The organism is Variovorax sp. GW821-FHT10C12 (assembly GCF_059415405.1).
Window position 1 is genome coordinate 136,484 of the sequence record NZ_JBWKNE010000001.1, and the last position, 24,741, is coordinate 161,224.

General features: G+C 69.2%; 22 protein-coding genes. 10 read left to right on the forward strand and 12 right to left on the reverse strand.

Annotated elements, in window-relative coordinates; all coding sequences use genetic code 11:
• Positions 1-5 precede the first annotated feature (5 nt).
• Positions 6-7,175, forward strand: coding sequence for a prealbumin-like fold domain-containing protein (locus AC07OH_RS00610; RefSeq protein WP_495299226.1), 7,170 nt, complete (start codon positions 6-8; stop codon positions 7,173-7,175).
• A 25-nt stretch (positions 7,176-7,200) separates the two neighbouring features.
• Here AC07OH_RS00610 and AC07OH_RS00615 read toward each other — a convergent pair whose 3' ends face one another.
• On the reverse strand, positions 7,201-7,692 hold the full coding sequence (locus AC07OH_RS00615) for a hypothetical protein (protein ID WP_495299227.1): 492 nt from the start codon (positions 7,690-7,692) through the stop codon (positions 7,201-7,203).
• A gap of 228 nt (positions 7,693-7,920) precedes the next feature.
• Between AC07OH_RS00615 and gdhA the strand changes: the two genes are divergently transcribed.
• Positions 7,921-9,264 (forward strand): NADP-specific glutamate dehydrogenase, encoded by a 1,344-nt coding sequence (gene gdhA, locus AC07OH_RS00620; protein WP_492681272.1) that lies wholly within the window; start codon positions 7,921-7,923, stop codon positions 9,262-9,264.
• A gap of 26 nt (positions 9,265-9,290) precedes the next feature.
• Here the strand turns inward: gdhA and AC07OH_RS00625 are convergent, their stop codons facing one another.
• Both AC07OH_RS00625 and AC07OH_RS00630 read right to left on the reverse strand, forming a co-directional pair.
• On the reverse strand, positions 9,291-9,530 hold the full coding sequence (locus AC07OH_RS00625; RefSeq protein WP_062476589.1) for a hypothetical protein: 240 nt from the start codon (positions 9,528-9,530) through the stop codon (positions 9,291-9,293).
• Positions 9,531-9,585: 55 nt separating this feature from the next.
• On the reverse strand, positions 9,586-10,080 hold the full coding sequence (locus AC07OH_RS00630) for a MerR family transcriptional regulator (protein ID WP_095744521.1): 495 nt from the start codon (positions 10,078-10,080) through the stop codon (positions 9,586-9,588).
• Positions 10,081-10,148: 68 nt separating this feature from the next.
• Here AC07OH_RS00630 and AC07OH_RS00635 point away from each other — a divergent pair, with 68 nt between their 5' ends.
• A complete protein-coding gene (locus tag AC07OH_RS00635) occupies positions 10,149-11,390 on the forward strand; it encodes an NADH:flavin oxidoreductase/NADH oxidase family protein (RefSeq protein ID WP_495299228.1) in 1,242 nt (413 codons plus the stop codon).
• 7 nt (positions 11,391-11,397) lie between these two features.
• Here the strand turns inward: AC07OH_RS00635 and AC07OH_RS00640 are convergent, their stop codons facing one another.
• The 3 genes from AC07OH_RS00640 to AC07OH_RS00650 are packed head-to-tail and all read right to left on the reverse strand — an operon-like array spanning position 11,398 to position 13,885.
• Positions 11,398-12,525 carry a phosphatidate phosphatase App1 family protein gene (locus tag AC07OH_RS00640; RefSeq protein WP_495299229.1) on the reverse strand — a complete coding sequence of 376 codons (1,128 nt, stop codon included), beginning with the start codon at positions 12,523-12,525 and terminating at the stop codon, positions 11,398-11,400.
• Positions 12,522-13,040: a dihydrofolate reductase gene (locus AC07OH_RS00645; protein ID WP_495299230.1), complete on the reverse strand. Its 519-nt coding sequence runs from the start codon at positions 13,038-13,040 to the stop codon at positions 12,522-12,524. Before AC07OH_RS00645 ends, AC07OH_RS00640 begins: the two co-directional genes overlap by 4 nt.
• Positions 13,041-13,045: 5 nt before the next feature.
• Positions 13,046-13,885 (reverse strand): thymidylate synthase, encoded by an 840-nt coding sequence (locus tag AC07OH_RS00650; protein ID WP_159277652.1) that lies wholly within the window; start codon positions 13,883-13,885, stop codon positions 13,046-13,048.
• A 36-nt stretch (positions 13,886-13,921) separates the two neighbouring features.
• On the opposite strand from AC07OH_RS00650, the gene nthA reads away from it, so the two are divergent.
• From nthA to AC07OH_RS00665, 3 genes are read left to right on the forward strand one after another with little or no spacing between them, the layout of a single operon-like run.
• Positions 13,922-14,560, forward strand: coding sequence for a nitrile hydratase subunit alpha (gene nthA / locus AC07OH_RS00655; protein ID WP_495299231.1), 639 nt, complete (start codon positions 13,922-13,924; stop codon positions 14,558-14,560).
• The gene (gene nthB, locus AC07OH_RS00660; protein ID WP_495299232.1) at positions 14,557-15,222 is read left to right on the forward strand and encodes a nitrile hydratase subunit beta; all 666 of its coding nucleotides are present in this window, start codon (positions 14,557-14,559) and stop codon (positions 15,220-15,222) included. Before nthA ends, nthB begins: the two co-directional genes overlap by 4 nt.
• Positions 15,219-15,596 carry a nitrile hydratase accessory protein gene (locus AC07OH_RS00665; protein ID WP_070059726.1) on the forward strand — a complete coding sequence of 126 codons (378 nt, stop codon included), beginning with the start codon at positions 15,219-15,221 and terminating at the stop codon, positions 15,594-15,596. The genes nthB and AC07OH_RS00665 overlap by 4 nt, the downstream gene beginning before the upstream one ends.
• Positions 15,597-15,735: 139 nt before the next feature.
• Here the strand turns inward: AC07OH_RS00665 and AC07OH_RS00670 are convergent, their stop codons facing one another.
• Positions 15,736-17,163 carry an FAD-binding oxidoreductase gene (locus AC07OH_RS00670; protein WP_495299233.1) on the reverse strand — a complete coding sequence of 476 codons (1,428 nt, stop codon included), beginning with the start codon at positions 17,161-17,163 and terminating at the stop codon, positions 15,736-15,738.
• Positions 17,160-17,576, reverse strand: a complete 417-nt coding sequence (locus tag AC07OH_RS00675) for a DUF2069 domain-containing protein (RefSeq protein ID WP_492685076.1) — start codon at positions 17,574-17,576, stop codon at positions 17,160-17,162. Before AC07OH_RS00675 ends, AC07OH_RS00670 begins: the two co-directional genes overlap by 4 nt.
• 109 nt (positions 17,577-17,685) lie before the next feature.
• Here AC07OH_RS00675 and AC07OH_RS00680 point away from each other — a divergent pair, with 109 nt between their 5' ends.
• Complete coding sequence (locus AC07OH_RS00680; protein WP_139705771.1) at positions 17,686-18,897, forward strand: YihY family inner membrane protein; 1,212 nt, start codon at positions 17,686-17,688, stop codon at positions 18,895-18,897.
• A 22-nt stretch (positions 18,898-18,919) separates the two neighbouring features.
• On the opposite strand, the gene AC07OH_RS00685 is transcribed toward AC07OH_RS00680, so the two are convergent.
• Positions 18,920-19,270 (reverse strand): Mpo1-like protein, encoded by a 351-nt coding sequence (locus AC07OH_RS00685; RefSeq protein WP_492738326.1) that lies wholly within the window; start codon positions 19,268-19,270, stop codon positions 18,920-18,922.
• Positions 19,271-19,368: 98 nt separating this feature from the next.
• Between AC07OH_RS00685 and AC07OH_RS00690 the strand changes: the two genes are divergently transcribed.
• Both AC07OH_RS00690 and AC07OH_RS00695 read left to right on the forward strand, forming a co-directional pair.
• On the forward strand, positions 19,369-19,752 hold the full coding sequence (locus tag AC07OH_RS00690; protein ID WP_495270270.1) for a thioredoxin family protein: 384 nt from the start codon (positions 19,369-19,371) through the stop codon (positions 19,750-19,752).
• Positions 19,753-19,777: 25 nt separating this feature from the next.
• Entirely contained in the window at positions 19,778-20,443 is a 666-nt protein-coding gene (locus AC07OH_RS00695; protein WP_095950601.1) for an NAD-dependent epimerase/dehydratase family protein, read from the forward strand.
• A 24-nt stretch (positions 20,444-20,467) separates the two neighbouring features.
• Here the strand turns inward: AC07OH_RS00695 and AC07OH_RS00700 are convergent, their stop codons facing one another.
• The 3 genes from AC07OH_RS00700 to AC07OH_RS00710 are packed head-to-tail and all read right to left on the reverse strand — an operon-like array spanning position 20,468 to position 24,061.
• The gene (locus tag AC07OH_RS00700; RefSeq protein WP_495299234.1) at positions 20,468-21,277 is read right to left on the reverse strand and encodes an alpha/beta fold hydrolase; all 810 of its coding nucleotides are present in this window, start codon (positions 21,275-21,277) and stop codon (positions 20,468-20,470) included.
• 55 nt (positions 21,278-21,332) lie between these two features.
• A complete protein-coding gene (locus AC07OH_RS00705; protein ID WP_495299235.1) occupies positions 21,333-22,748 on the reverse strand; it encodes a hypothetical protein in 1,416 nt (471 codons plus the stop codon).
• Positions 22,749-22,756: 8 nt separating this feature from the next.
• A complete protein-coding gene (locus tag AC07OH_RS00710; RefSeq protein ID WP_495299236.1) occupies positions 22,757-24,061 on the reverse strand; it encodes an O-acetylhomoserine aminocarboxypropyltransferase in 1,305 nt (434 codons plus the stop codon).
• Positions 24,062-24,209: 148 nt separating this feature from the next.
• On the opposite strand from AC07OH_RS00710, the gene AC07OH_RS00715 reads away from it, so the two are divergent.
• Positions 24,210-24,668 (forward strand): CBS domain-containing protein, encoded by a 459-nt coding sequence (locus AC07OH_RS00715; protein WP_095744536.1) that lies wholly within the window; start codon positions 24,210-24,212, stop codon positions 24,666-24,668.
• The last annotated feature ends 73 nt before the right edge of the window (positions 24,669-24,741 follow it).

A 24,741-nucleotide genomic window follows, 5' to 3' on the forward strand; every position in this document is an offset into this window, starting at 1 on the left:
AGACCATGATGCAAAGCAGAACGAGAAACGAAGCGGGCGGGATGGCGCGGCTCGGCGGGGTGTTGAAGGGCGTGCTTGCCGCGACGGCCTTGTGGCTGTTTGCCATGCCGGGTGCGCAGGCGGCAGTCGGCACGTGCACGCCGCAGTCGGGCTACAACAGCTGCGTGACCTTCACCCATTCGGGGGCGGCGCAGACCTTCACGGTGCCTGCGGGCGTGTCGTCGGTGCGCGTCACGATGTGGGGCGCCGGCGGCGGCGGCTCCACGGCGGCCGGCGGCAATTCGGCCAACGGGGGCGCCGGCGGCTTCGCCGATGGCACCGTGTCGGTCACGCCCGGCACCGCCATGGCGGTGACGGTGGGGCAGGGCGGGCAGAACGGGGGCACCAGCGCGACCTATGGCCGCGGAGGTGGCGGCGGCTCGGGCGCGAACGTGGGCGTTGGCGGCTCGTCCGGCGGCGGCATGAGCGCGTTGTGGAACGGCGGCACGGAGTTTTCTGCGGCCGCCGCGCGGCTGATCGCGGGCGGCGGCGGCGGCAGCGCCTTCTGGACCGACGTCGGCAGCCCGGTGCCGGGCGGCGGCGGTGGCACCAACGGCGGCTCGTCCACCGGCACGGGCGGACGAGGCGGTACCCAGGCCGCCGGTGGTGCGCTCGGAACCCCGAGCACCGCGGGAACAGCGTGTCCGGGCGGTTCCGCCGGCAGTGCCTTGCAGGGCGGTACCGGGTGTTCGGCTTCTGGGGGGACCTTTGCCCAGTACGAAGGCGGCGGCGGCGGTGGCGGCGGCTGGTTCGGCGGCGGCGGCGGTATGGCCCAGTGCAGCAACACGCCCAACCCCGTCACGGCCGGCTGTTCCTACAACGGACCGGGCGGCGGCGGCTCGGGCTTCATCGGCACGGGCGTGACCGGCGGCGTGATCACCGCGGGAGCCGACGGCAGCTACTCGGCGGCTTCCAATCCGGCCAACCAGGGCAACACGCTCTACCAGGGCGGCGTCGGCGTGGGCGGAGCGCGCGCTTCGCTGACCGGCTCCACCGGCGGCAACGGCCTCGTCGTCATCCAGTTCAACGTGGTCAGGCTGCAGCTCGCGAAGGCCTGGTCGGCCGGCAGCAACACCGGCGACGTGGCGAGCATTGCCGCCTCCACGGGCGGTACCAACTTCTTCGGCGCCAGCAACACCTCGGCCTTCACCTCGACGGCGTCCACTGCCGCGTCCAGTTCCGTCGTGGGCGTGAACATCGGCGACGTCATCACGCTGCCCGCCGAAACACTGACCACCGGCACGCTGGCGAACTACAACACGGTGCTGTCGTGTACCGCGAATGGCGGCGCCATGGCCAGCACGCTCAGCGGCACCAACGGACAGGTGAGCAACACGCTGACGATCGCCCTCGGCGACATCGGCAAGGACATCGTCTGTACCTACACCAACACGCGCAAGACCGCGACCCTGCAGCTGGCCAAGTCGTGGAACCCCATCAGCGTGACGGGCAACGTGGCGAACATCGGCGCCACCACGGGCGGCGCGGCCAACACCGCGGCGTTCTCGTCGACGGCGCCGACGGCCAACACCAGCGCGACCGTGACCGTCGCGGCGGGCAACACGATCACCTTCCCCGCGGAAACCATGAACGGCGGCGTGCTGCCGAACTACACGACCGTGCTGTCGTGTACCGCCGGTGGCGGCGCGACGGCCAACAGCCTGAGCGGCACCAACGGCCAGGCGACCAACACGCTGGTGATCGGACCGGGCGACGCGGGCAAGGCCATCGTCTGTACCTACACCAACACGCCGAAGACCTCCACGCTGCAACTGGTCAAGTCGTGGGGCGCCAACAGCTTCACGGGCAACGTGGCGAGCATTCCGGCCTCCACCGGCGGCACCAACAACACCACGGCCTTCACGGCCACGGCGCCCACGGGCGCGAACAGCGGCACCGCCGTGACCGTGGCCACGGGCAACACGATCACGCTGCCGGCCGAGACGATGTCGCCGGGCACGCTGGCGAACTACAACACCGTGCTGGCGTGTACGGCCGGCGGCGGTGCCACGGCCAATGCGCTCAGTGGCACCAACGGGCAGAACAGCAACACGCTGCTGGTCGGTGCGGGCGACGCGGGCAAGGCCATCGTCTGTACCTACACCAACACGCCGAAGACGGCGACGCTGCAGATCAGCAAGGCCTGGGGCGCGAACAGCATCGCCGGCAACGTGGCGAGCCTGGGCGCGAGCACGGGCGGCGCGAACAACACCGCCGCCTTCACGGCGACGGCACCCACGGGCGCGAACAGCGGCGCGGCCGTGACCGTGGTTGCCGGCAACACCCTCACCTTCCCCGCGGAAACGATGCCGACGGGGACGCTGGCGAACTACAACACCGTGCTGGCCTGTACGGCCGGCGGCGGCGCCACGGCCAATGCGCTCAGCGGCACCAACGGGCAGGCCACCAACACCTTGCTGGTCGGCCCGGCCGATGCGGGCAAGGCGATCCTGTGTACCTACACCAACACGCCGAAGACAGCCACGCTGCAACTGGCGAAGTCCTGGGGCGCCGGCGCCATCAGCGGCAACGTGGCGAGCATCGGCGCGAGCACGGGCGGCGCGAGCAACACGACGGCGTTCACGGCGACCGCGCCCACGGGCGCCAACAGCGGCACCGCCGTGAACGTGGTGGCGGGCAACACCATCACGCTGCCCGCCGAGACGATGCCCACGGGTTCGCTCGCGAGCTACAACACGGCGCTGTCGTGTACCGCCAATGGCGGGCCCACGGCCAATGCGCCCAGCAGCACCAACGGCCAGAACAGCAACACGCTGCTGATCGGCGCGGGCGACGCGGGCAAGGCCATCGTCTGTACCTACACCAACACCGGCAAGCCCGCGACCCTGACCCTCGCCAAGCGTTCGCTCGGCGGCGTGGCCGGCTTCGACTTCACGGGCACCAACGGCGTGGCGGCGCACACCATCACCACCACCGTGGCCGGCACGGCCGTCAACGGGCCGCTGCAGACGCTGACCGCGACGGGCACGGCGACCACCTTCACCGAAACCTACACGCCGGCCGCGGGCGTGCCCGACTACGTGATCACCGACGTCAGCTGCACGGGCATGGGCAGCGGCGGCACGGTGACGCGCGGCACCGCGCAGAACACGAACCAGTTCACGCTGAATGCAGCGGCGACGGTGGCGGGCTCGAACATCGTCTGTACCGTCACCAACGCCAAGGCGCCGACGGTGCAGCTGCGCAAGAAGTGGGTCAACGCGCTGGTCAACGACGCCTTCACGCTGACCGCCTCGGGCACGGTGCACCCGAACCACAACATCGGCTACGCCTTCAACCTGCAGGCCACGGCCAACACGCCCAATGAGACCGACACCGGCGGCGCGGCGCGCGTGGCGGTGGGCGACACCGTGACCCTGGGCGAGACGCCCTTCGGTACCAACGCCGGCTCGTACACCGCCAGCGCCTGGAGCTGCACCGGCGGCGGCTCGCTCAGCGGCAACCTGCTGACCCTGGGCAACGCCGATGCGGGCCTGCCGATCGTCTGCGAGATCACCAACACCGCGAAGACGGCGACCGTCACGCTGGCCAAGACCTGGTCGGGCGCGATCGTCAACGACGCGGTGAGCGTCACCGGCACGGGCCTCACCACGCTGGCCTCGGTGGCCAACACGGCCGCCGAAACCGACACCGGCGCTGCGCAGGCCGTGCCCGTGGGCAGCGTCATCACGCTGGCCGAGAGCTTCACCACCGGCAGCGCCGCCAACTACACCAGCGCGCTGAGCTGCACCGGCACCAGCGGCCTGTCGGGCAACACGCTGACGATCGGTGCGGGCGATACTGCCATCGTCTGTACCTACGCCAACACGCGCAAGACGGCGGCGGTGACCTTGTCCAAGAGCTGGAGCGGCGCCATCGCCGGCGACAAGGTCAACCTGACGGTCAGCGGCAGCGCCGCCGAAGTGACGGGCGCGACCGCCGGCACGTCGACCGCGCCGGCCACCACCACCAACGCCACGGCCACCGCGGCCAGCGGCGCCACGGTGACGCTGGCCGAAGCCTTCACCACCGGCAACGCCGCCAACTACACCACGACGCTGGCCTGTACCAAGGTGTCGGACGGCAGCACGGTGACGGTGAGCGGCAGCGGCCTGAGCCGCACCTTCACCATGCCCTCGGACAGCGCGGTGAACTGCGCCTACACCAACACGCGCAGGACCGCGACGCTGCAACTGTCCAAGGCCTGGAGCGCCGGCAGCACCACGGGCAACGTGGCGAGCATCGGCGCGACCACGGGCGGCGCGAGCAACACCGCCGCGTTCACGGCGACGGCGCCGACGGCGGGCACCAGCGGCACCGCAGTGTCGGTGGCCGCGGGCGACACGCTCACCTTCCCGGCCGAGACGATGACCACGGGCTCGCTGGCGAACTACACCACCGTGCTGTCGTGTACCGCCGATGCCGGCGCCACGGCCAACGCGCTGAGCGGCACCAACGGACAGAACAGCAACACGCTGCTGGTCGGTGCGGGCGACGCGGGCAAGGCCATCGTCTGTACCTACACCAACACGCCGAAGACGGCCACGCTGCAGATCGCCAAGGCCTGGGGTGCGAACAGCATCGCCGGCAACGTGGCGAGCATCGGCGCGAGCACGGGCGGATCGAGCAACACCACGGCCTTCACCGCGACGGCGCCCACGGGCGCCAACAGCGGCACGGCCGTGACCGTGCAGGCCGGCAACACGATCACGCTGCCGGCCGAGACGATGTCGCCGGGCACGCTGGCGAACTACAACACGGTGCTGGCGTGTACGGCCGGTGGCGGTGCCACGGCCAATGCGCTCAGTGGCACCAACGGACAGAACAGCAACACGCTGCTGGTCGGCGCGGGCGACGCGGGCAAGGCCATCGTCTGTACCTACACCAACACGCCCAAGACCGTCACCGTGCAACTGCGCAAGGCCTGGAGCGCGGACAGCACGAACGGCGACGTGGCCAGCATCGGCGCCACCTCGGGCGGCAGCAGCAACACGGCGGCGTTCACCGCGACCGCGCCCACAGCCGGCAACAGCGGCACGGCGGTGTCGATGGTCGTCGGCGGCACGCTCACGCTGCCGGCCGAGACGATGACCACGGGCTCGCTCGCAAACTACAGCACCGTGCTCGCCTGTACCGCCGACGGCGGCGCCACCACCAACCCGCTGAGCGGCACCAACGGCCAGGCGAGCAACACGCTGGCGATTACCGCGGCCGACGCCGGCAAGGCCATCGTCTGTACGTATACCAACGCGAAGAAGGCCGTCACCCTGCAGGTGCGCAAGGCCTGGGGCGCGAACAGCGAGACGGGCAACGTCGCCAGCATCGGCGCGACCACGGGCGGGACCAACAACACGGCCGCGTTCACCGCGACCGCACCCACGGCCGGCAACAGCGGCACGGCGGTGGTGGCGGCCGTGGGCAACACCATCACCTTCCCGGCGGAAACGATGCCCACCGGCATGCTGGCCAATTACACGACCGTGCTGTCGTGTACCGCCGACGGCGGCGCCACGGCCAATGCCCTGAGCGGCACCAACGGCCAGGCCAGCAACACGCTGGTGATCGGCGCGGGCGATGCCGGCAAGGCCATCGTCTGTACCTACAGCAACAACCGCCTGCCGACGGTGCAGATCCGCAAGCAGGCGCTGGGCGGCACGGGCACCTTCGCGTTCAGCGGCACCAACGGCTTCGGCTCGGACAGCATCAACGTCTCGGTGTCGGGCTCGACGGTGGTGGGCACCATCAAGACGCTCACCACGGCCAACACGCAGACGGTGCTGACCGAAGTCGCGGCCTCGATGCCCGGCGGCTTCGCGTTCTCGGGCGCGACCTGCACGGGCCTGGCGGGCGGGGCGACGGCGGCGGTCGACCTGGTGGCGGGCACCGTCACGCTGCCTGCGGCCGGGCTGACGAACGGCACGGCGGTGGTCTGTACCTTCACCAACACGCTCGCGGCCATCGTGAGCGGCCGTGTGTTCCTGGACAACGGCGTGGGCAGCGGCACGGCCAACGATGGCATCGTCAATGGCGGCGAAGGCCCGCTGTCGGGCGTGAGCGTGCGTCTGACCAACTGCGGCGCCGCCGTGTACGCGAGCGCGCTCACGGACGCGTCGGGTGCCTACAGCCTGAGCGTGCCCGCCGGCACGCCCACGGGCTCCGCGATGTGCGTGGAAGAAACCAACCCGGGCACGCGCGTGTCCACGGGCGCCTCGGTGGGCAACGTCGCGCTGCCCTCGGGCTCGGCCGTGGCCGCGGCCGGTGGCACCTACACCTACACGCGCACCGGCACGCCCGACCGCATCGCCTTCAGCTGGAACGGCACGGGCCACGCCAACCTGAACTTCGGCGACGTCGACAACAGCGCCTTCGCGACCGACGGCGCCAAGACCGGCCTGCCTGGCAGCACCGTGACCTACGCCCATACCTTCACGGCCGGCACGGCAGGGCAGGTGCGCTTCAGCGTGGCAAGCGAGGCGGCCACGCCGGCCATCACCGGCTGGACGACGAAGGTCTTCGCGGATGTGGGTTGCACCGGCAGCCTGCAGGCCGGCGCGGCGCAGCTGTACCCGCCGAGCGCGGCGGCCACGCCCGTGGCTTTCGCGGGCAAGGTCTGCGTGATCGTGCAGGAGTTCATTCCCGCCACGGCGCCGCTGGGCTCGAACAACAGGGCGACGATCCGCGCCGACTTCACCTACACCAACGCCAGCCCCTCGCTCAGCGGCAGCTTCACGCTGGACGACCTCACGACGGTGTCGGGCGTGGCGCTGGAGCTGAAGAAGGAAGTGCGCAACATCACGCAAAGCGGCACCTTCGGCGTGAACAACCAGGCCAAGTCGGGCGAGACGCTCGAGTACCGCATCACCTACACGAACAACGGCGACGCACCAATCCGCAGCATGGTCGTGAACGACATGACGCCGGGCTACACCACCTTCGTGAGCGCGACCACGGGCACCACGCCGGCGTCGCTCACGGGCTGCGTGAAGAACACGCCGGCGAATGCACCGCCTGCGGGCGCGGTGGCCTGCACCACGGTTCAGCCCGCGGGCGGCACGGGCGCGATCGACTGGCGCTTCACCGGCACGGTCGAGCCGGGCGGCACGGGCTTCGTGCTGTTCCAGGTGAAGGTCGACTGAGCACCGACCCCGGCACCGGGCCCGGTCAGAGCTCGCGGTAGTCCCGGATGCGCGCGCGTGCGAGCTGCTGCGCCGCTGCAACGGCCGCCAGATCGGCCGCCGCCGCATCGGGCAGCCAGTGGAAGGCGTCCGGGCCGTGGCACAGCAGCAGGCCGTCCCTGAAGCGGCGGGCCTTGGTGTAGGCCTCCCAGCCGTGGCGCGCCTCGCTGTGGCGGCCCCGCGCATGGGAGCCGCTCTCCGACAGCGAGAAGTCGATCTCGTCGTTGTAGAACGGGCTCTTCCTGAAGCGGTGGAGGGCCAGCCGGGCGATGGCCGGTGCGCTCAGCAGCAGCGCGATGCCGACCGCGAAAACGACCGCCAGGACGGGAAACCCTTCGCCGGCGCACACGGCCAGGGCCAGGGCGAACAGGAGCGCCAACGGCCACTTGAACCGAATCCACCAGACCTGCTGCAGGTTGCGCATGAAACCCGTGAGCACATGGTCCTCCGAGAACTGAAAGCGGTACGTGATCTGCATCTGTGAATTCCGAGACGGGCCATCTTAGATGGGCGTGCGGCGCGGGATTCTGGCGATTCCTCCAGGCGTTGATGCGCCCCGGCAATGTTTCAAGTTGGGGCGTTGCCACACCAGACACCCCAAACGACGCACCTTCTGAGGGCTTTTCGCCTCAATCTGGTTCTCCGATCCGGCAAAATGCAGGATTCGCATAAGGTTATGCACCGTTTTGGAAAACAGAGGATTGGAATGAAGCACGCATCCGCCGGGGGGTTCCTCGCACACGTCGCACAACGCAACCCCGGACAGCCCGAGTACCTGCAGGCCGTGACCGAAGTGATGGAGAGCCTGTGGCCCTACATCGAGAAGCACCCCAAGTACACGAGCCACAGCCTGCTGGAGCGGCTGGTCGAGCCTGAGCGCGTGATCATGTTCCGCGTGTCCTGGGTGGACGATCACGGCGAGGTGCAGGTCAACCGCGGTTTCCGCATCCAGCACAGCCTGGCCATCGGCCCCTACAAGGGCGGCATGCGTTTCCATCCCTCGGTGAACCTGTCGATCCTCAAGTTCCTGGCCTTCGAGCAGACCTTCAAGAACGCGCTGACCACGCTGCCCATGGGCGGCGGCAAGGGCGGCGCCGACTTCGACCCCAAGGGCAAGAGCCAGGGCGAGGTGATGCGCTTCTGCCAGGCCCTGGTGACCGAGCTGTTCCGCCACGTGGGCTCCGACACCGACGTGCCGGCCGGCGACGTGGGCGTGGGCGGGCGCGAGGTCGGCTTCATGGCCGGCATGGTCAAGAAGCTCACCAACCGCGCCGACTGCGTGTTCACCGGCAAAGGCCTGAGTTTCGGCGGCTCGCTCATCCGCCCCGAAGCCACCGGCTACGGCAACGTCTACTTCGCGCAGGAAATGCTCAAGCGCAAGGGCCGCAGCTTCGACGGCCTGCGCGTGAGCGTCTCGGGCGCGGGCAACGTGGCGCAGTACACCATCGAGAAGGCCATGGCGCTGGGCGCCAAGGTGGTCACGGTGTCCGATTCGAGCGGCACCGTGGTCGACGAGGAAGGCTTCACGCCTGAAAAACTCGCCGTGCTGATGGACGTGAAGAACCACCTCTACGGCCGCGTGAGCGACTACGCCGAGCGCACCGGCACCCGTTTCGTGGCCGGTGCCACGCCGTGGCACGTGCCGGTCGACGTGGCACTGCCCAGCGCCACGCAGAACGAACTCAACGAGGAAGACGCGCGCACGCTGGTGAAGAACGGCGTGGTGTGCGTGGCCGAAGGCGCCAACATGCCCTCGACCATGGAGGCCGTGAAGGTGCTCGAAGGCCACGGCGTGCTGTACGCACCGGGCAAGGCCAGCAACGCGGGCGGTGTGGCCACGTCGGGCCTGGAGATGAGCCAGAACGCGGCGCGCCTGTCATGGACGCGCGACGAGGTCGATGCGCGCCTGCTGCAGATCATGCAGGGCATCCACGAGTCGTGCCTGCACTACGGCTCGCGCGCCGACGGCAGCGTGAGCTACGTGGATGGCGCGAACATCGCCGGCTTCGTGCGCGTGGCCGATGCGATGCTGGCGCAGGGCGTGGTCTGAGCGTTGCCTGAGCGTGCGGGCGCACCTCAGAGTTCGATGAACGAAGAGGTCGCCTTGTTCAGGGCCAGGCGGCCCTTCGCGGTGATCGATTCCACCTGGGCCAGCTGACGGATCGCGCGCTCGTCGGGCGCGTGCTCCGACGGCGGAATGAAGGCAGTCACGAGATCAGCGGCACGCAGCACGCGCAGCCTGTCGATGTCTGCGGGCGTGTGGAGGACGTATGGCAATTTCTGCTCGGCGAGGGTCCGAAGAAATTCCATGGACATGGGTCGTCTCCTTGTGTTGAGGGGAGGGCGGTTCGGACATTGTGCGCACAAACAATTAGCGCTGTCTAAACCCTGCGCCGCGCATGCCTTTCGAGGCGTGTACCGAAGTTTCCAGTTCTTTCTGCGGGCGCGAAGGACGTGCCACTTTGTTTCTGGTCGTAGCCATGCTTTCGGCCAGCGTGGCGGGGTCCATGCATTCGCCGGCGGCCCAGGTCTGGCGCAAGGTGGTGCGCAGGTCGGTCAGGTCGCGCCGTTGCGCGCGCAGGCCGGCCATGAGCTGGTCGATTTCGCGCACGCGGCCGTCGAGCCGCTCGAGCAGGTCGTCCCCCGAAAAGACCTCGCAGCCCGCGAAGGCGCTGCGCAGGCTGTCCAGAGAGAAGCCGAGGTTCTGCGCGATCTGGATCAGCTGCAGCCGCTTGAGCGCGGCCTCGGTGTAGACGCGGTACCCATTGGCGCCGCGCTCGGGCGCGGGCAGCAGGCCGCTTTGCTCGTAGAAACGGATGGCCGAGGGCGCCATGCCGGTCTTGTCTGCCAGTTCACCGATCTTCATATCGCTTGACCTTCAAGTTGGCTTGAATCTTAGCATCGGGTTTTTCACTTCACCACCCGGTCCTCATCGTGAACTCCTCGCCGCTCTTTCTGCCGCTGACCCTGCCCAACGGGAGCGTCCTGCCCAACCGCCTGGCCAAGGCCGCCATGGAGGAAAACATGGCCGATGCCGGACAGTTGCCCGGCGCGGCGCTGCACGACCTGTACCGCGTCTGGGCACAGGGCGGGGCAGGCCTGATCCTCACGGGCAACGTGATGATCGACGGCCGCGCGCTCACCGGTCCGGGCGGCGTCGTGCTCGAAGCCGATACGCCGCTCGAGCGCTTCAGCGAATGGGCCGCGGCCGCGCGCAGCGGCGGCGCGCAGGTGTGGATGCAGATCAACCATCCGGGCCGGCAGGTGCAGATCAACATGGGCGGCACGGCCTGGGCGCCGTCGTCGGTGGCGCTCGATCTGGGCAAGCACAGCAAGCTTTTCGTGCAGCCACGGGCCATGAGCGAGGCGGAGATCGCCGAGACCGTCGACCGCTTCGCCGCCACGGCGCAGGCCGCCGAGCGCGCGGGCTTCACCGGCGTGCAGGTCCATGCGGCGCACGGCTACCTGCTCTCGCAGTTTTTGTCGCCGCTGACCAACCAGCGCACCGATGCCTGGGGCGGCAGCCTGGAGAACCGCGCGCGCTTCCTGCTCGACGTGGTGCGTGCCGTGCGGGCCCGCGTGGCGCGCGGCTTCGCCGTGGCCGTCAAGCTCAACTCCGCCGACTTCCAGCGCGGCGGCTTCTCGGAGAACGATGCGAAGCAGGTCATCCGCTGGCTCAACGACGAGGCCGTGGACCTGGTCGAACTGTCGGGCGGCAGCTACGAAAGTCCGGCGATGCAGGGACGCACCGCCGACGGCCGCACGCTGGCGCGCGAGGCCTACTTCCTGGAGTTCGCCCGGGAGCTGGCCGCCGAGGCGCGCATGCCGGTCATGACCACGGGCGGCATCGTGCGCCGCGCCGTTGCCGAACGGGTGCTGGGAGAAGGCGTCGCCGTGGTGGGCATGGCCACCGCGCTCGCCGTGGCGCCCGACCTGCCCGCACGCTGGCGCGCGGGCGAAGACGCGGCGGCGCAGAGCCCGCAGGTCGACTGGAAGGACCAGGTCATGGCCGCGCTGGCGCGCATGGCGCTGGTGAAGCGCCGGCTGCGCACGCTGCGCCCGGGCCGCAACGCTGCGCCCGCGCATTCGCCGTTCCTGACCTTGGTGCTCGACCAACTGCGCACGAAGCGGCTGACGAAGCGCTACCGGCGTTGGCTGGGGGCGCGCGCGGCGTGAACTGCCGCTATCGATTGGCCGGTTGAATGGGCCAGGCGGTGGTGTCGGGCCGCAGCAGGTGCCAGACCACGGGCGCGATGCCTTCGAAGGTGGCGCGGTAGCGATCGGACAGCCGGTTCTCGTCGGTCACGTCGCGGATCACGATGCCGTCGATGCGCTGCGGATGCGCACGGAACACCTGCGCGTAGATCTCGGGATCGGCCTCGCCCGAATCGCCCACGAGCAGGAAGCGGCGCTGCGGAAATTCGGCCAGCAGCCGCTCGATCACGCCGAGCTTGTGCGCGCGCGAGTCTTCGGCGCTGGGGATCAGCGTGCGCCACGTCGTGCTCTCGCGCAGGTGCATGCTGCCGGCGGGAAAGTCGGCGTCGCGAATGAAGTCGGTGAGCGCCGGGTACAGCTGGATCGGGCTGCCCGAGAGGTAGTGAAAGCGCGTGCCGGGCGCCTGCGCCAGCGCGCGGTAGTGCGCCGCCATGCCCGGCGCGGCCTCGAAGCGGCGCGCGAAGGTGTTCAGCAGCATCTCGCGCCGGTCGCGCACCTGCGTGCGCTTGATGGTGTCGTCGATGTCCGAGATGACCGACACGCCCTGCGCCGGCACGATCTGCGCACGGCCGCGAAAGCGCGGCAGCAGCTCGCCCGGACCGGTCACGCCATGAAACGGCAGCCACTCCTGCGACGCCGGGATGTGCGATGCCTCGACGACCGCGCGCAGGTTGCTGCGGCCGTCGGCGCCCGTGGGCGGCATCGTGAGGCGCGTGGCCGAACCGTCGAAGACGACGTCGATCACCTTGTCTTCTTCCGACTCGGCATGGAACAGCGCGGTGCGCTGGCTGAAGCGCAGCCGCGCGGCCGGCGTGAGCTTCTTCAGGTTCATGCCGAGGTAGCGCGCGAGCGCGGCGTCCAGGCCCCAGCGGTGCTCGCGCTCGAACACCCAGGCATGCACGTCGACCTCGAGCCGGCCGTCGGCCGTGGGGCGCGCGGTGCCGGGCATGAAGAGCGCCTCTTCGTCCGATTCCAGCGGCCCGGCAGCCTGCAGGGCCTGCAGCGGCGCGAGGCCGGCGAAGAGGGCGGCGCCGGCCAGCATGGTGCGCCGCGACAGCCGCGGCGGGAGACCGGGCGTGCGGTGCGGCGCCGTCATGCCGCGATGCGTTCGTAGGTCACGAAGCTGAAGGGCAGGCCGTCCTTGGCCGAGACGTGCGACTCGCGCTGCGTCTCGCGCCACACGGCGGCGTCGAGCACGGGGGCGTGCGCGTCGCCTTCGTAGTCGCGTGCGATCTCGGTGACCACCGCGCGCTGGGCCAGTGGTTCGGCTTCGGCGTAGATCTGTGCGCCGCCGATCACCCAGACTTCGGGCGAGTCCGCCGGTGTGCACAGCGACAGCGCATCGGGCAGGCTGCCGACCGCTTGCGCGCCTTCGGCTTGCCAGTCGGCCTGCCGCGTGACCACGATGTTCCGGCGGCCCGGCAGCGGACGAAAGCGCGGCGGCAGCGAGTCCCAGGTCTTGCGGCCCATCACCACGGGCGCGCCCGCGGTCTGCTGCTTGAAGTGCGCCATGTCCTCGGGCAGGTGCCAGGGGATGGTGTTGTTCACGCCGATCACGCCGTTGGCGGCGCGCGCGAAGATCAGGTTGATGCGGGGCGTGGTGGCGCTCATCGCGTTCACACCGCCACCGGCGCCTTGATCGGATCGCCGTGCCTGTAGTCGAGCACCTCGAAGTCTTCGTACTGGTAGTCGAAGATCGAGTCGGGCTTGCGCTTGATGTTCAGCGTGGGGTAGGGGAAGGGCGTGCGGCTGAGCTGCAGCTTCACCTGTTCGGCGTGGTTGCTGTAGATGTGGCAGTCGCCGCCGGTCCAGATGAAGTCGCCCACGTCGAGGTCGCACTGCTGCGCGACCATGTGCGTGAGCAGTGCGTAGCTGGCGATGTTGAAGGGCACGCCCAGGAAGATGTCGGCGCTGCGCTGGTAGAGCTGGCAGCTGAGCTTGCCGCGCTCGCCCTCGGCCTGCGGCGGCGCCACGTAGAACTGGAAGAACGCATGGCAGGGCATGAGCGCCATCTTCGACAGCTCGGCCACGTTCCAGGCACTCACGATGATGCGGCGCGAGTCGGGGTTGGACTTGAGCGTCTTGATGACGTCGGAAATCTGGTCGATGTGGCCGCCGTCGGGCGTGGGCCAGCTGCGCCATTGCACGCCGTACACGGGGCCCAAGTCGCCGTCTTCGCGCGCCCATTCGTCCCAGATGGTGACGCCGCGCTCCTTGAGCCAGTTGTTGTTGCTCGAACCAGTCAGGAACCACAGCAGTTCCTGGATGATGGACTTCAGGTGCACCTTCTTCGTGGTCACCAGCGGAAAGCCTTCGTTCAGGTCGAAGCGCATCTGGTGGCCGAACACGCTCTTGGTGCCCGTGCCCGTGCGGTCGCTCTTGAACACGCCGTGCGTGTCGACGTGGCGCATGAAATCTTCGTACTGGGAGCGGACGGGGCGGGCAGGGAGGGTCATGTTGGGAATTTTACGGGGCGGCGCTAGCATCGGCCGATGACCGGCCACGACCACTCCCACGACCACTCCCACGACCACAGCGAACTCGGCGAGATGGACCTGCGCGTGCGCGCCCTCGAAAGCGTGCTCACGCAAAAGGGCTACATCGACCCCGCCGCGCTCGATGCGCTGATCGACACCTACCAGACCCGCATCGGCCCGCGCAACGGCGCACGGGTGGTGGCGCGGGCCTGGGTCGACCGCAAGTTCCATGAATGGCTGATGGCCGATGCCACGGCGGCCATCGCCTCGCTGGGCTACACAGGCCGACAGGGCGAGCACATGGTCGCGGTGGCCAACACCGACGAGCAGCACCACATGGTCGTCTGCACCTTGTGCAGCTGCTACCCCTGGCCCGTGCTCGGCCTGCCGCCCACCTGGTACAAGAGCGCGCCCTACCGCTCGCGCGCCGTGAAAGACCCGCGCGGCGTGCTGGCCGACTTCGGCACCACCTTGCCCGAGACCACGCGCATCCGCGTCTGGGACTCGACCGCCGAAGTGCGCTACCTCGTGATCCCGCAGCGACCGGCGGGCACCGAGGGCTGGAGCGAAGACGAACTCGCCGCGCTGGTCTCGCGCGATTCGATGATCGGCACGCGCGTGGTCGAGGCGCCGTCGGCAAGGAGTGCTGCATGACCTACACGACCCACGCCGACCTCGGCGGACAACCCGGCTTCGGCCCCGTCACGCCCGAACCCGAGGGCGAGCTGTTCCATGGCGCCTGGGAGCCGCGCGCGCTGGCGCTCACGCTGGCCATGGGCGCCACCGGCTCATGGAACATCGACACCAGCCGCGCCGCGCGCGAGACGCTGCCCGATTACCGCGACCTGAGCTACTACCAGATTTGGCTCGGCGCGCTGGAGCAGCTGATGCTGCAACGCGGCCAGGTCTTCGCGGACGAAATCGCGTCCGGGCAGATGCACCATCCGGCCGCGCCGGTCGCCCGCGTGCTGCAGGCCGCGAACGTGCCCGCCGTGCTCGCCAAGGGCTCCGGCACCGAGCGCCCCGCATCGGCGCCCGCGCGCTTTGCGGTCGGCCAGGCCGTGCGCATGCACCTCGGGCGCGTCGACCACCACACGCGCCTGCCGGCCTATGTGCAGGGCAAGCGCGGCACGATCGAGCACATCCACGGCGCGCACGTGTTCGCCGATGCGAATGCGCAGGGCCTGGGCGAGCAGCCGCAATGGCTCTACACCGTGGTCTTCGATGAAGCCGAGCTGTGGGGCGACGCCGCGCCGCGCCAGAACCTGGCCGTGTCGGTCGATGCGTGGGAAAGCTACCTGGAGCCCGCGGCATGAAGGCGAACGACATGCCGCCGCTCGCACTCGCCCCGGGCATGCCGCGCGACGCCGACGGGCCGGTGTTCAGGGAACCGTGGGAGGCGCAGGCCTTCGCGATGACGCTGGCGCTGCACGAGCGCGGGCTGTTCAGCTGGGTCGAATGGGCCGAGGCGCTGGCCACGCAGATCAGCGCCGCGCAGGCCGCGGGCGACCCGGACACGGGCGACACCTACTACCGCCACTGGCTCGCCGCGCTCGAAAACCTCGTGGCCCGCAAGGGCGCAAGCTCCGGCGACGAGCTGGCCCGCTACCGCCACGCCTGGGACCACGCGGCGGAACGCACGCCGCACGGCCAGCCGATCGAGCTGCGCGGCGAAGACTTTCCGGGCTGAGTGTTGGGTGTTGCTCCTTCCCCCGCTGGGGGAAGGTTGGGATGGGGGCTGCACCCGCATTCATCGCGGCGCCCAATCGAAGGCCGCGTGCCCCCACCCCGGCCCTCCCCCGGGAGGGGAGGGAGAAATACACAAATACCTAGACGCGAATCACGCGCCCCGGGTTCAGGATGTTCTTCGGATCGAGCCCGCGCTTGATCGCCCGCATCATCTCCAGCGCCACCGGCGACTTGTGCTTCTCGAGCTTGTCGACCTTGAGCGAGCCCACGCCATGCTCGGCCGAGAACGAGCCGCCGAACTGCTCGACCGCGTCGTAGACCAGCGTGTTGATGCGCTCTTCCTCGTTCTTCAGGAAGGCCTTGGTGTCGATGTTCTCGGGCGCCTGCACGTTGTAGTGCAGGTTGCCGTCGCCCAGGTGGCCGAAGTTCACGAGCCGCACGCCGGCGATCTCGCGTTTCAGCAGCGCGTCTGTCGCTTCCACGAAGGCGGGAATGCGCGACACGGGGATCGAGATGTCGTGCTTGATGTTCAGCCCCTCTTCGGCCTGCGCGAGCGGAATGTTCTCGCGGATGTGCCAGAGCTGGTGCGCCTGCGTGAGGTTCTCGGCCACCACCGCGTCGCTCACGCAGCCGTCTTCGAAGGCGGTTTCGAGCAGCGCCTCGAAGCGCGCACGGGCATGGTCTTCGGACTCGCTGTCGGAGTTCTCGAGCAGCACGCAGTAGGGCACGGCCTCGTCGGCGATGAAGGGCACGCGCAGCTGCGGCATGTGCTTGTCGACCAGGCTCAGCGCGAACTTGCCCATCACCTCGAAGCCGGTGAGGCCCGAGCCCAGGTGCTTGTGCGCCAGGCCCAGCAGCGTGACCGCGTGGTCGAGCGAGGGCACTGCCGCCCAGGCCGTGAGCTGCGCGGCGGGCAGCGGGTAGAGCTTCATGGTCGCGGCGGTGATGACGCCCAGCGTGCCTTCGCTGCCGACGATCAGGTCGCGCAGGTCGTAGCCCGTGTTGTCCTTGCGCAGGCCGCTCGTGCCTTCCCAGATCTCGCCCTGCGGGGTGACCACTTCCAGGCCCAGGCACAGGTCGCGCGTGTTGCCGTAGCGCACCACCTGCGTGCCGCCCGCGTTGGTCGCCAGGTTGCCGCCGATGGTGCAGCTGCCCTCGGCCGCGAGGCTCAGGGGGAACAGGTAGCCGGCCTTCTCGGCGGTCTCTTGCAGCGTCTGCAGGATGCAGCCGGCCTCGACGGTCATCGTGAGGTTGGCGGCGTCGATGTTGCGGATGGCGTTCAGGCGCTGCAGGCTCAGTACCACCTGCGTGCCGCTGTCGTCGGGAATGGAGCCGACCGCCAGGCCGGTGTTGCCGCCCTGCGGAATGACGGCCGTGCCGGCTGCGGCGCAGGCCTTGACCACGTCGGCCACCTGCTGCGCGTTGGCCGGGCGCACCACGGCGAGCGACTTGCCGCGCGCGCGCTTGCGCCAGTCCTGCTCGTAGGCCGCGAGGTCGCCCTCGGTCAGCACGTGCGTGGCGCCGACGATGGCGCGCAGTTGGTCGAGGAGGGAAGAAGAGGTGGTCATTGGGCGGAAGCCTCCAGGGGACGGGCAGCAGCAGCGGCCTTGGCGTGGCGCAGGCGAAGGCGCACATGCCACGCGCAGGCCGCGAAGAGCACGAGGCACAGCAGCACCTCGACGAGCGCAAGGATTTGTCCCACGCCGTTGGTGTCGCTCCAGGCGCGCACCACGCCTTCGGTGAAGTAGAGCCAGATCATCAGGCTGACCCAGCGGTAGGTGTACATGCGGTTCTTGTAGAGCCCCGCGAGCGGGATGACGAGCGGCAGCACCTTCAGCGCGAGCAGCGAGCCGCCCGGGCGCAGCGGCGCCAGCCACAACTCCCAGGCCAGGCCCAGCACGATCAGGCCGACGAGGCTGCCCACGGCGGCCCATCGGGTGGCGCGGACGGAAGAGGGAGGAAGCGGCTGGTTGGCATTCATGAGCGGGATACCGCGGAACCGGCTTTGCCGGGCCGCTGGTATCGCCCCCGGTGAGGGGGTTGGCGCAGCGACACGAAGTGCGCGGAGACTGGGGGAGAGTTCAACTCCTATGATACCGGCCATGAATCGTCGGCAGCTTTGGAGGGATCTTTCGCGCTTTCCTTGGCGCAACACCGCAGCGGTATTGGGGGAGCGTTTCCGCGAAGACCGTCTCGGTCTCACGGCCAGCAGCCTGACCTTCACCACCACCATCGCCATGGTCCCGTTCTTCACGGTGGCGCTCGCGCTCTTCACCGTGTTCCCGATGTTCGCCACCATGCAGGGCCGCCTGCAGCGCTGGCTGATCGAGAGCCTGATTCCCGACAACATCGCGCGCCAGGTGCTGGGCTACCTGAACCAGTTCGCGAGCAAGGCCAGCGGCCTCGGCATCGCGGGCCTGGTGGTGCTGCTGATCACCGCCATCGCGTTGATCCTCACCATCGACAAGACGCTCAACAACATCTGGCGCGTGCGCACGCCGCGACCATTGGCGCAGCGGGTGCTGATCTACTGGGCCACCATCACGCTCGGGCCGCTGATCCTCGCGGTGAGCCTGTCGACCACCTCGTATGTGTTCGCCGCCTCGCGCGACGTGGTGGGCGGAGGCATCGTCAAGCTGGCCTTCGACACCCTGGAGTTCCTGCTGCTCGCGGCCGGCATGGCCGGGCTGTACCACTACGTGCCGAACACCACGGTGCGCTGGTCGCACGCCTGGGCCGGCGGCCTCTTCGTGGCGGCGGCCATCGAGATCGCCAAGCGCGTGCTGGGCTACTACCTGAGCCTGGTGCCGACCTACTCGGTGCTGTACGGCGCCTTCGCCACCTTCCCGATCCTGCTGGTGTGGATCTACGTGGCGTGGGTGATCGTGCTGCTGGGCGCCGTCATCGCGGCCTACCTGCCGAGCCTGCTGACGGGCGTGGCGCGCCGGGGCGGCGCGGCGGGCTGGCCGATGCAGCTTGCGATGGAGGTGCTGCAGCACCTGGCGCGCGCGCAGGCCACGCCGGCCAAGGGCATGGGCGCGAGCGAACTGTTGACGCGCATGCGGGTCGACGGGCTGCAATTGGCGCCGGTGCTCGACACGCTGGTGCGGCTGGACTGGATCGCGCCGCTGGCCGAGGAGCCCGCCAACCAGGACCCGCGCTACGTGCTGCTGGCCGACCCGTCGACGCCCATCGAGCCGCTGCTGCGCGAGCTGCTGATGCCGCGCGCCGAGCCGCTCGAAGACCTGTGGCAGAAGGGCCCGCTGCGCACGCTGCGGCTGGGCGACGTGCTATTGATCTAGGAGCGCCCTGGCGTTCGTGCCGTCAGATCTTGACCCGGCCGGCCCAGATGTCTCGGTACATCGCCCAGTCGCCCATGAAGGAATACAGCGGGCGCTTGAACGAGGCCGGCTTGTTCTTCTCGAAGCCGAAGTGCCCGACCCAGGCGAAGCCGTAGCCCGCCACCAGCCCGGCCAGCAGCCACCACGGATTGAGCGTGACCACCAGGGCCACGAGGCACAGCAGCGAGATCGTCGAGCCCGCGAAATGCAGACGCCGGCAGGTGACGTTGGCGTGCTCGGTCAGATAGAAGGGATAGAACTCGGCAAAGCTGGTGAAGCGGCGCGGATCGACCGGGGCCGGCGCGTCCGGTGCGGCAGGGGTGGAGGTGTTCATCGTGGGTCTCCTGCGCCCCGCAGGGGCTTTGTTGATAATAGCCACGACCCCGCGGACGCACCACCCGGGTTCGCCATCCCACCTTCGCCGTATCCACCTTGAGCGCTGTTCCCGTCGTCCCCGTCGATTCTTCCGCCGATGCCAACGCGTTGTGGGTCGTCTGCCTGTGCGCCGAATGGTGCGGCACCTGCCGCGACTACCGGCCGCTGCTGGTCGAGCTGGCAAAGGCGCATCCGCAGTTCCGCTTCGCCTGGGTCGACATCGAGGACCACGCCGAGATCGCCGACGCCTTCGACGTCGAGACCTTTCCGACCCTGCTGGTGGCGGGTGCCGACGGCACGCGTTTTCTCGGCCCGCTGCTGCCGCACATCGAAACGCTGTCGCGCCTGCTCGGCGCGCTGCAACCGCCGCAGCCTTCCAGCCTCGACGTCGACCTGTTGCTGGCCGTGCTCGAGAAAAAGCCCGCGGTCTTCGCGGTCTGACTGACCCCTTCGGAGCCTCCCTCCCATGAACATCCTGATCTTTGGCGCCACCGGCATGGTGGGGCAGGGCGTGCTGCGCGAGTGCCTGCTGGCGCCCGACGTGGAACGCGTGGTCGCCGTGGGACGCAGCGCCACCGGGCAGCAGCATCCCAAGCTGCAGGACCTGGTCCATAAAGACATGTTCGACTACCGCGCCATCGAGTCGCAGCTGACGGGCTTCGATGCCTGCTTCTTCTGCCTGGGCGTGTCGTCGGTCGGCATGAAGGAGCCGGAGTACAAGCGCATCACCTACGACCTGACGATGGCCGCCGCCACCGTGCTGGCGCGGCTCAACCCGGGCATGACCTTCACTTACGTGACGGGCGCCGGCACCGACAGCAGCGAGCGCGGCGAACGCATGTGGGCGCGCGTGAAGGGCGCGACCGAGAACGCGCTGATGCGCCTGCCGTTTCGCGCGTCCTACATGTTCCGGCCCGGCATGATCCAGCCGCTGCACGGCGTGCGCTCGAAGACGCCGCTGTACGACGCCGCGATCGTGGTGCTCAAGCCCGTGCTCGGGCTGGCCCACCGCTGGTGGCCCGACCGCGTGACCACCACCGAGAAGGTGGGCCGCGCGATGCTCGCGGTGGCGCGCCGGGGGGCACGCAAGGTGCTGCTCGATCCGGCGGACATCAACGCGCTGGGCAGCTAGGCCGCCCGGCGCTCTTCGCAGTTTTCAGCCCGCGACGAAGTCGCGCAGCGCGAACAGCACCTCGTCCGGCGCCTCGCTCATCAGCGCGTGGCCGGCATGCACCGTCACCACCTTGGCGTTGCGCGCCTTGCCCACCAGCGCCTTGGTGGCGCGCGGCGGCGTCATCTGGTCGGCGTCGCCCAGGAGGAACAGTACGGGGCACTGCACCTTCTCCATCGCGGCTTCGCCGTTGGCGTAGTCGTTGCAGGCCTTGAAGCCGATGTGGAACACGTTGGCCTCGCGGTTGCTCGCGAGCACGCGGCGCATCAGCGCGCGCGAGCTGCCGTACAGCCACGTGCCCGGGCCGAGCGACGAAGGCGGCGGCGCCAGCAGCGAGTGCGAGAAGGTGTTGACCATGGCGATGGCGCGCTGCGGATCGCTCACCGAGCTTTCGAGCAGCGCGGGCGACACCACCATCGGGTAGGCGGTGCCGACCATCGCCAGCTGCGTGATGCGTTCGGGCGCGCGTGCCGCGGTTTCGAGCGCGATCAGCGAGCCGAAGCTGTGGCCGATGAGTGCGGCCTTCTGCACGCCCGCCGCGTCGAGCAGCGCAATGACGAACCGGGCCGCGTCTTCCACGCTGGCCGGCGGCGCGCCGGCGCTCTTGCAGTGGCCCGGCAGGTCGACCGCCAGCACGTTCCAGCCGTGGTTGGCGAACCAGCGGCTTTGCAAAATCCACACGCTGTGGTCGTTGAGCACGCCGTGAATGAACACCACCGTGGGCTTGGCCGCATCGAAGGGCTTGCCGGCGGTGTAGCAGTAGGTGTCGTGGCCGTTGACTTGAAGGATGCTCATGGCGTCTCTTTCTGGGGTCTTGTGTGTCTTGTGTTCGTGTGAGGTGGCGGATCAATCAGCGCGTCGACGCGGCCCGGGCGTGCGGGGGCAGCGCCCAGTCGCGGACCGCGCTCGGAAGGATCTCGCCCGTCTCGTGCTTGAAGTGCATCAGCGTGCCGTCGAGTTCGAGGTCCGAGCCGTCTCGCAGCAGGAAGCCCAGGTAGTCGCCGCCGTCGTCTTGCGCGACGAGCAGCGCACGCGCGGCTTCGGGGTGGCTGGCCACCCAGTCGCCGTCGTCGCCGATGTCGTCCAGCATGCACAGGCGCTCGCGCGGGAACCAGTGCCACTGGCGAGGGTCTTGCGGGCCGAGGTCGCCGTCGTCGTGGTCTTCATCGCTTTCATCGCCGTCATCGGGCTCCACATACGTCGGCAGGCCGGTGCGCAGCAACTCGGCATAGGCCGCGGGCAGCACCAGTTGCGCGACGTCGATCGGCTGCTCGGTCAGCGCCTGCTGCCGGGCCTGGAGCGCGGCAAAGATCTGCACCGAGCGAGCGCTGGGGTCGGCGTCTGGTGAGCTGGTGATCCGCGACAGCAGCGCGGCGCGCTGCGCACGGAACGTCGGGCCGTGCATCTCGGCGGGCTGGGCGAAGGCCGAGCGCCATTCCTTGCCGAAGCGCATGCCGGTGAAACCGCCGCTCGCCAGCGCCTGCCGCAGGTCGTCGCTGACCAGCGGGGCGCTTTCATCGGGCAGCCAGAGCAGGTCCAGCGGCTGAAGATGCACGGGCCAATGGGCCGATGCCATGTCGAGCACCGCCCGCCCATGGCGGGACACGCCGGTGGGCTGGAACGCTTCGGCCATGACATGCGCCCCGTGTTCGAGCGCGCGCCCCGGCGCGACGTAGCCGGGCGTGCGGGGCAGCGCCTTCTCGAACTCGGTCGCGGCCTGCGCGACTTGGGCCGCCGTCTCGAAGCTGCCTGCCGCGAAGACGCGGTGGTAGCGGGGCCGGTCCTTCTGCAGCCGCACGGTGATGCGCAGCGCGGTGTGCGCCAGGTCCAGGCTGTCGAGCCACTGTCCGTCGCCGAGCCAGTGCATCAGCCGGTACTCGGCGCGCTGGTCACCGAAGCGTGCGTGGTGGTACGTGGGAAAGCGGGCCTGGACGTCGTAGGCGCGGTGGGCCGGCAGCTTGAATTGCGTCAACAGCGCGTGCAGCCTGAGGCTGACGAGCAGGCATCTCGCGTGCGGCGAGCCGTCGCCCGACCAGTTGGCCAGGTCGGGAAATCGCGGCGGATGGCCCCAGCCCTGCGACATCTCGATGCGCTGCGGCGCGGCCCAAAAATGCTCGCGGGCGATCGCAGGCGCGTCGCCGTAGCCGCCGTAGCCGCCGTAGGTCTGGCGATCGCGCGTGCCGTCGGGGTGCGCGGCGAAGAAATGCGGCGCGACGCCGAGCGCGTCCGGGCCCTTCAGCCATTCGAAGAACGGTGTCGGCTCCATCGGCGCGGTCAGGCTTTTTCCGCCGCCTTCAGCGCGCGCTTCAAGTCATCGATCAGGTCGGCCGGATCTTCGAGCCCGATCGACAGGCGGATCGTGCCTTGCGAAATGCCCGCGCCCGCCAACGCCTCGTCGGTCATGCGGAAGTGCGTGGTGCTGGCCGGGTGGATCACCAGGCTGCGGCAGTCGCCCACGTTGGCCAGGTGGCTGAACAGCTTGAGCGCCTCGATGAAGGCCTTGCCCTGTGCGCGGCTGCCCTTGATGTCGAAGCTGAACACCGCGCCCGCGCCGCGCGCGCCGTGGCGCAGCAGCTTCTGCGCGAGCGCATGGCTCGGATGCGATTCGATCAGCGGGTGGCCCACACGGGACACGAACGGGTGCGTGGCCAGGAACTCGACCACCTTCTGCGTGTTGTCGATGTGGCGCTCCATGCGCAGCGGCAGTGTCTCGATGCCTTGCAGGATGAGCCAGGCCGTGTGCGGGCTCATCGAGGCGCCGAAGTCGCGCAGGCCTTCGCGGCGTGCGCGCAGCAGGAAGGCGCCGACGGTGCTTTCCTCGCTGAACACCATGTTGTGGAAGCCGTCGTAGGCCTGCGTCAGCTCGGCGAATTTGCCGGACTTTTCCCAGTCGAAGCTGCCGCCGTCGACCACCACGCCGCCGATGACGGTGCCGTGGCCCGACAGGAACTTGGTGGCCGAGTGGTAGACCAGGTCGGCGCCCCAGTCGAAGGGTTTGATGAGGTAGGGCGAGGTGAGCGTGGAGTCGACCAGCAGCGGCACGCCGGCTTCGTGGGCGATGTCGCTCACGGCGGGGATGTCGAGCACGTCCAGGCCCGGGTTGCCCACCGTTTCGCCGAAGAAGAGCTTGGTCTCGGGGCGCACCGCGGCGCGCCAGGCGTCGAGGTCGCCGGGCTTCACGAAGGTGGTCTCGATGCCGAAGCGGCGCATCGTGTAGTGCAGCAGGTTCTGCGAGCCGCCGTACAGCGCGGTGCTGGCGACGATGTGCGAGCCCGCGCCCATCAGCGTGGCGATCGACAGGTGCAGCGCGGCCTGGCCGCTGGCGGTGGCGATGGCGCCGATGCCGCCTTCGAGCGCCGACACGCGCTGCTCCAGCACCGCGTTGGTCGGGTTGCTGATGCGCGAGTAGACGTGGCCGGCGCGTTCCAGGTTGAACAGCGCGGCCGCGTGGTCGCTGGATTCGAAGACGAAGGAGGTCGTCAGATGGATGGGAACGGCCCGCGCGCCGGTGGTGGGGTCGGGGGCGGCGCCGGCGTGCAGCGCGAGGGTGTCGAAACCGGGGTCGGAATAACCGGGCATGAAGGCCTTTCTGTTGTCTCTTCGCAATGCCCCGTGACACCGGCAATGCTTGCACAGGCGACAGGGGCGTTCGGGTCGGCGTCGATTGTGGGCTATATTCAAATCGGCACGACGCCGAGAACGACGAATCCCCGAGAGGAGCACCACCATGAAAGTCAGCGACATTCTTCGCGTCAAGGGCAACACGCTCTTCACCATCACGCCGGACGACCCGCTGGCGGAAGCCGCCCAGACCATGGCGGACAAGGACATCGGTTCTCTGGTGGTCATGGAGCACGGCGACCTGGTCGGCATGCTCACCTTCCGTGAAGTGATCGTGGCGGTCGTCAACAACGGCGGCCAGGTCGGGACCACGCTGGTGCGCAAGGCCATGGACGACGCGCCCGTCACCTGCACGCTCGAAACCGACCTCGACGAAATCCGCCGCATCATGCTGGAGCGCCACGCGCGCTACATGCCCGTGATGGACAAGCGCATGCTCATGGGCGTGATCAGCTTCTACGACGTGGCCAAGGCCGTGGTCGACGCGCAGAACTTCGAGAACAAGATGCTCAAGGCTTACATCCGCGACTGGCCGGAAGACGAGAGCAACGAAAAAGCCGGCTGAGCCTGTTCAGCCAGCCACTGACCGACTCTGCGTCGGGCCCTTCAAGCGAACACCGAGGAGCCGGCTTTGCCGG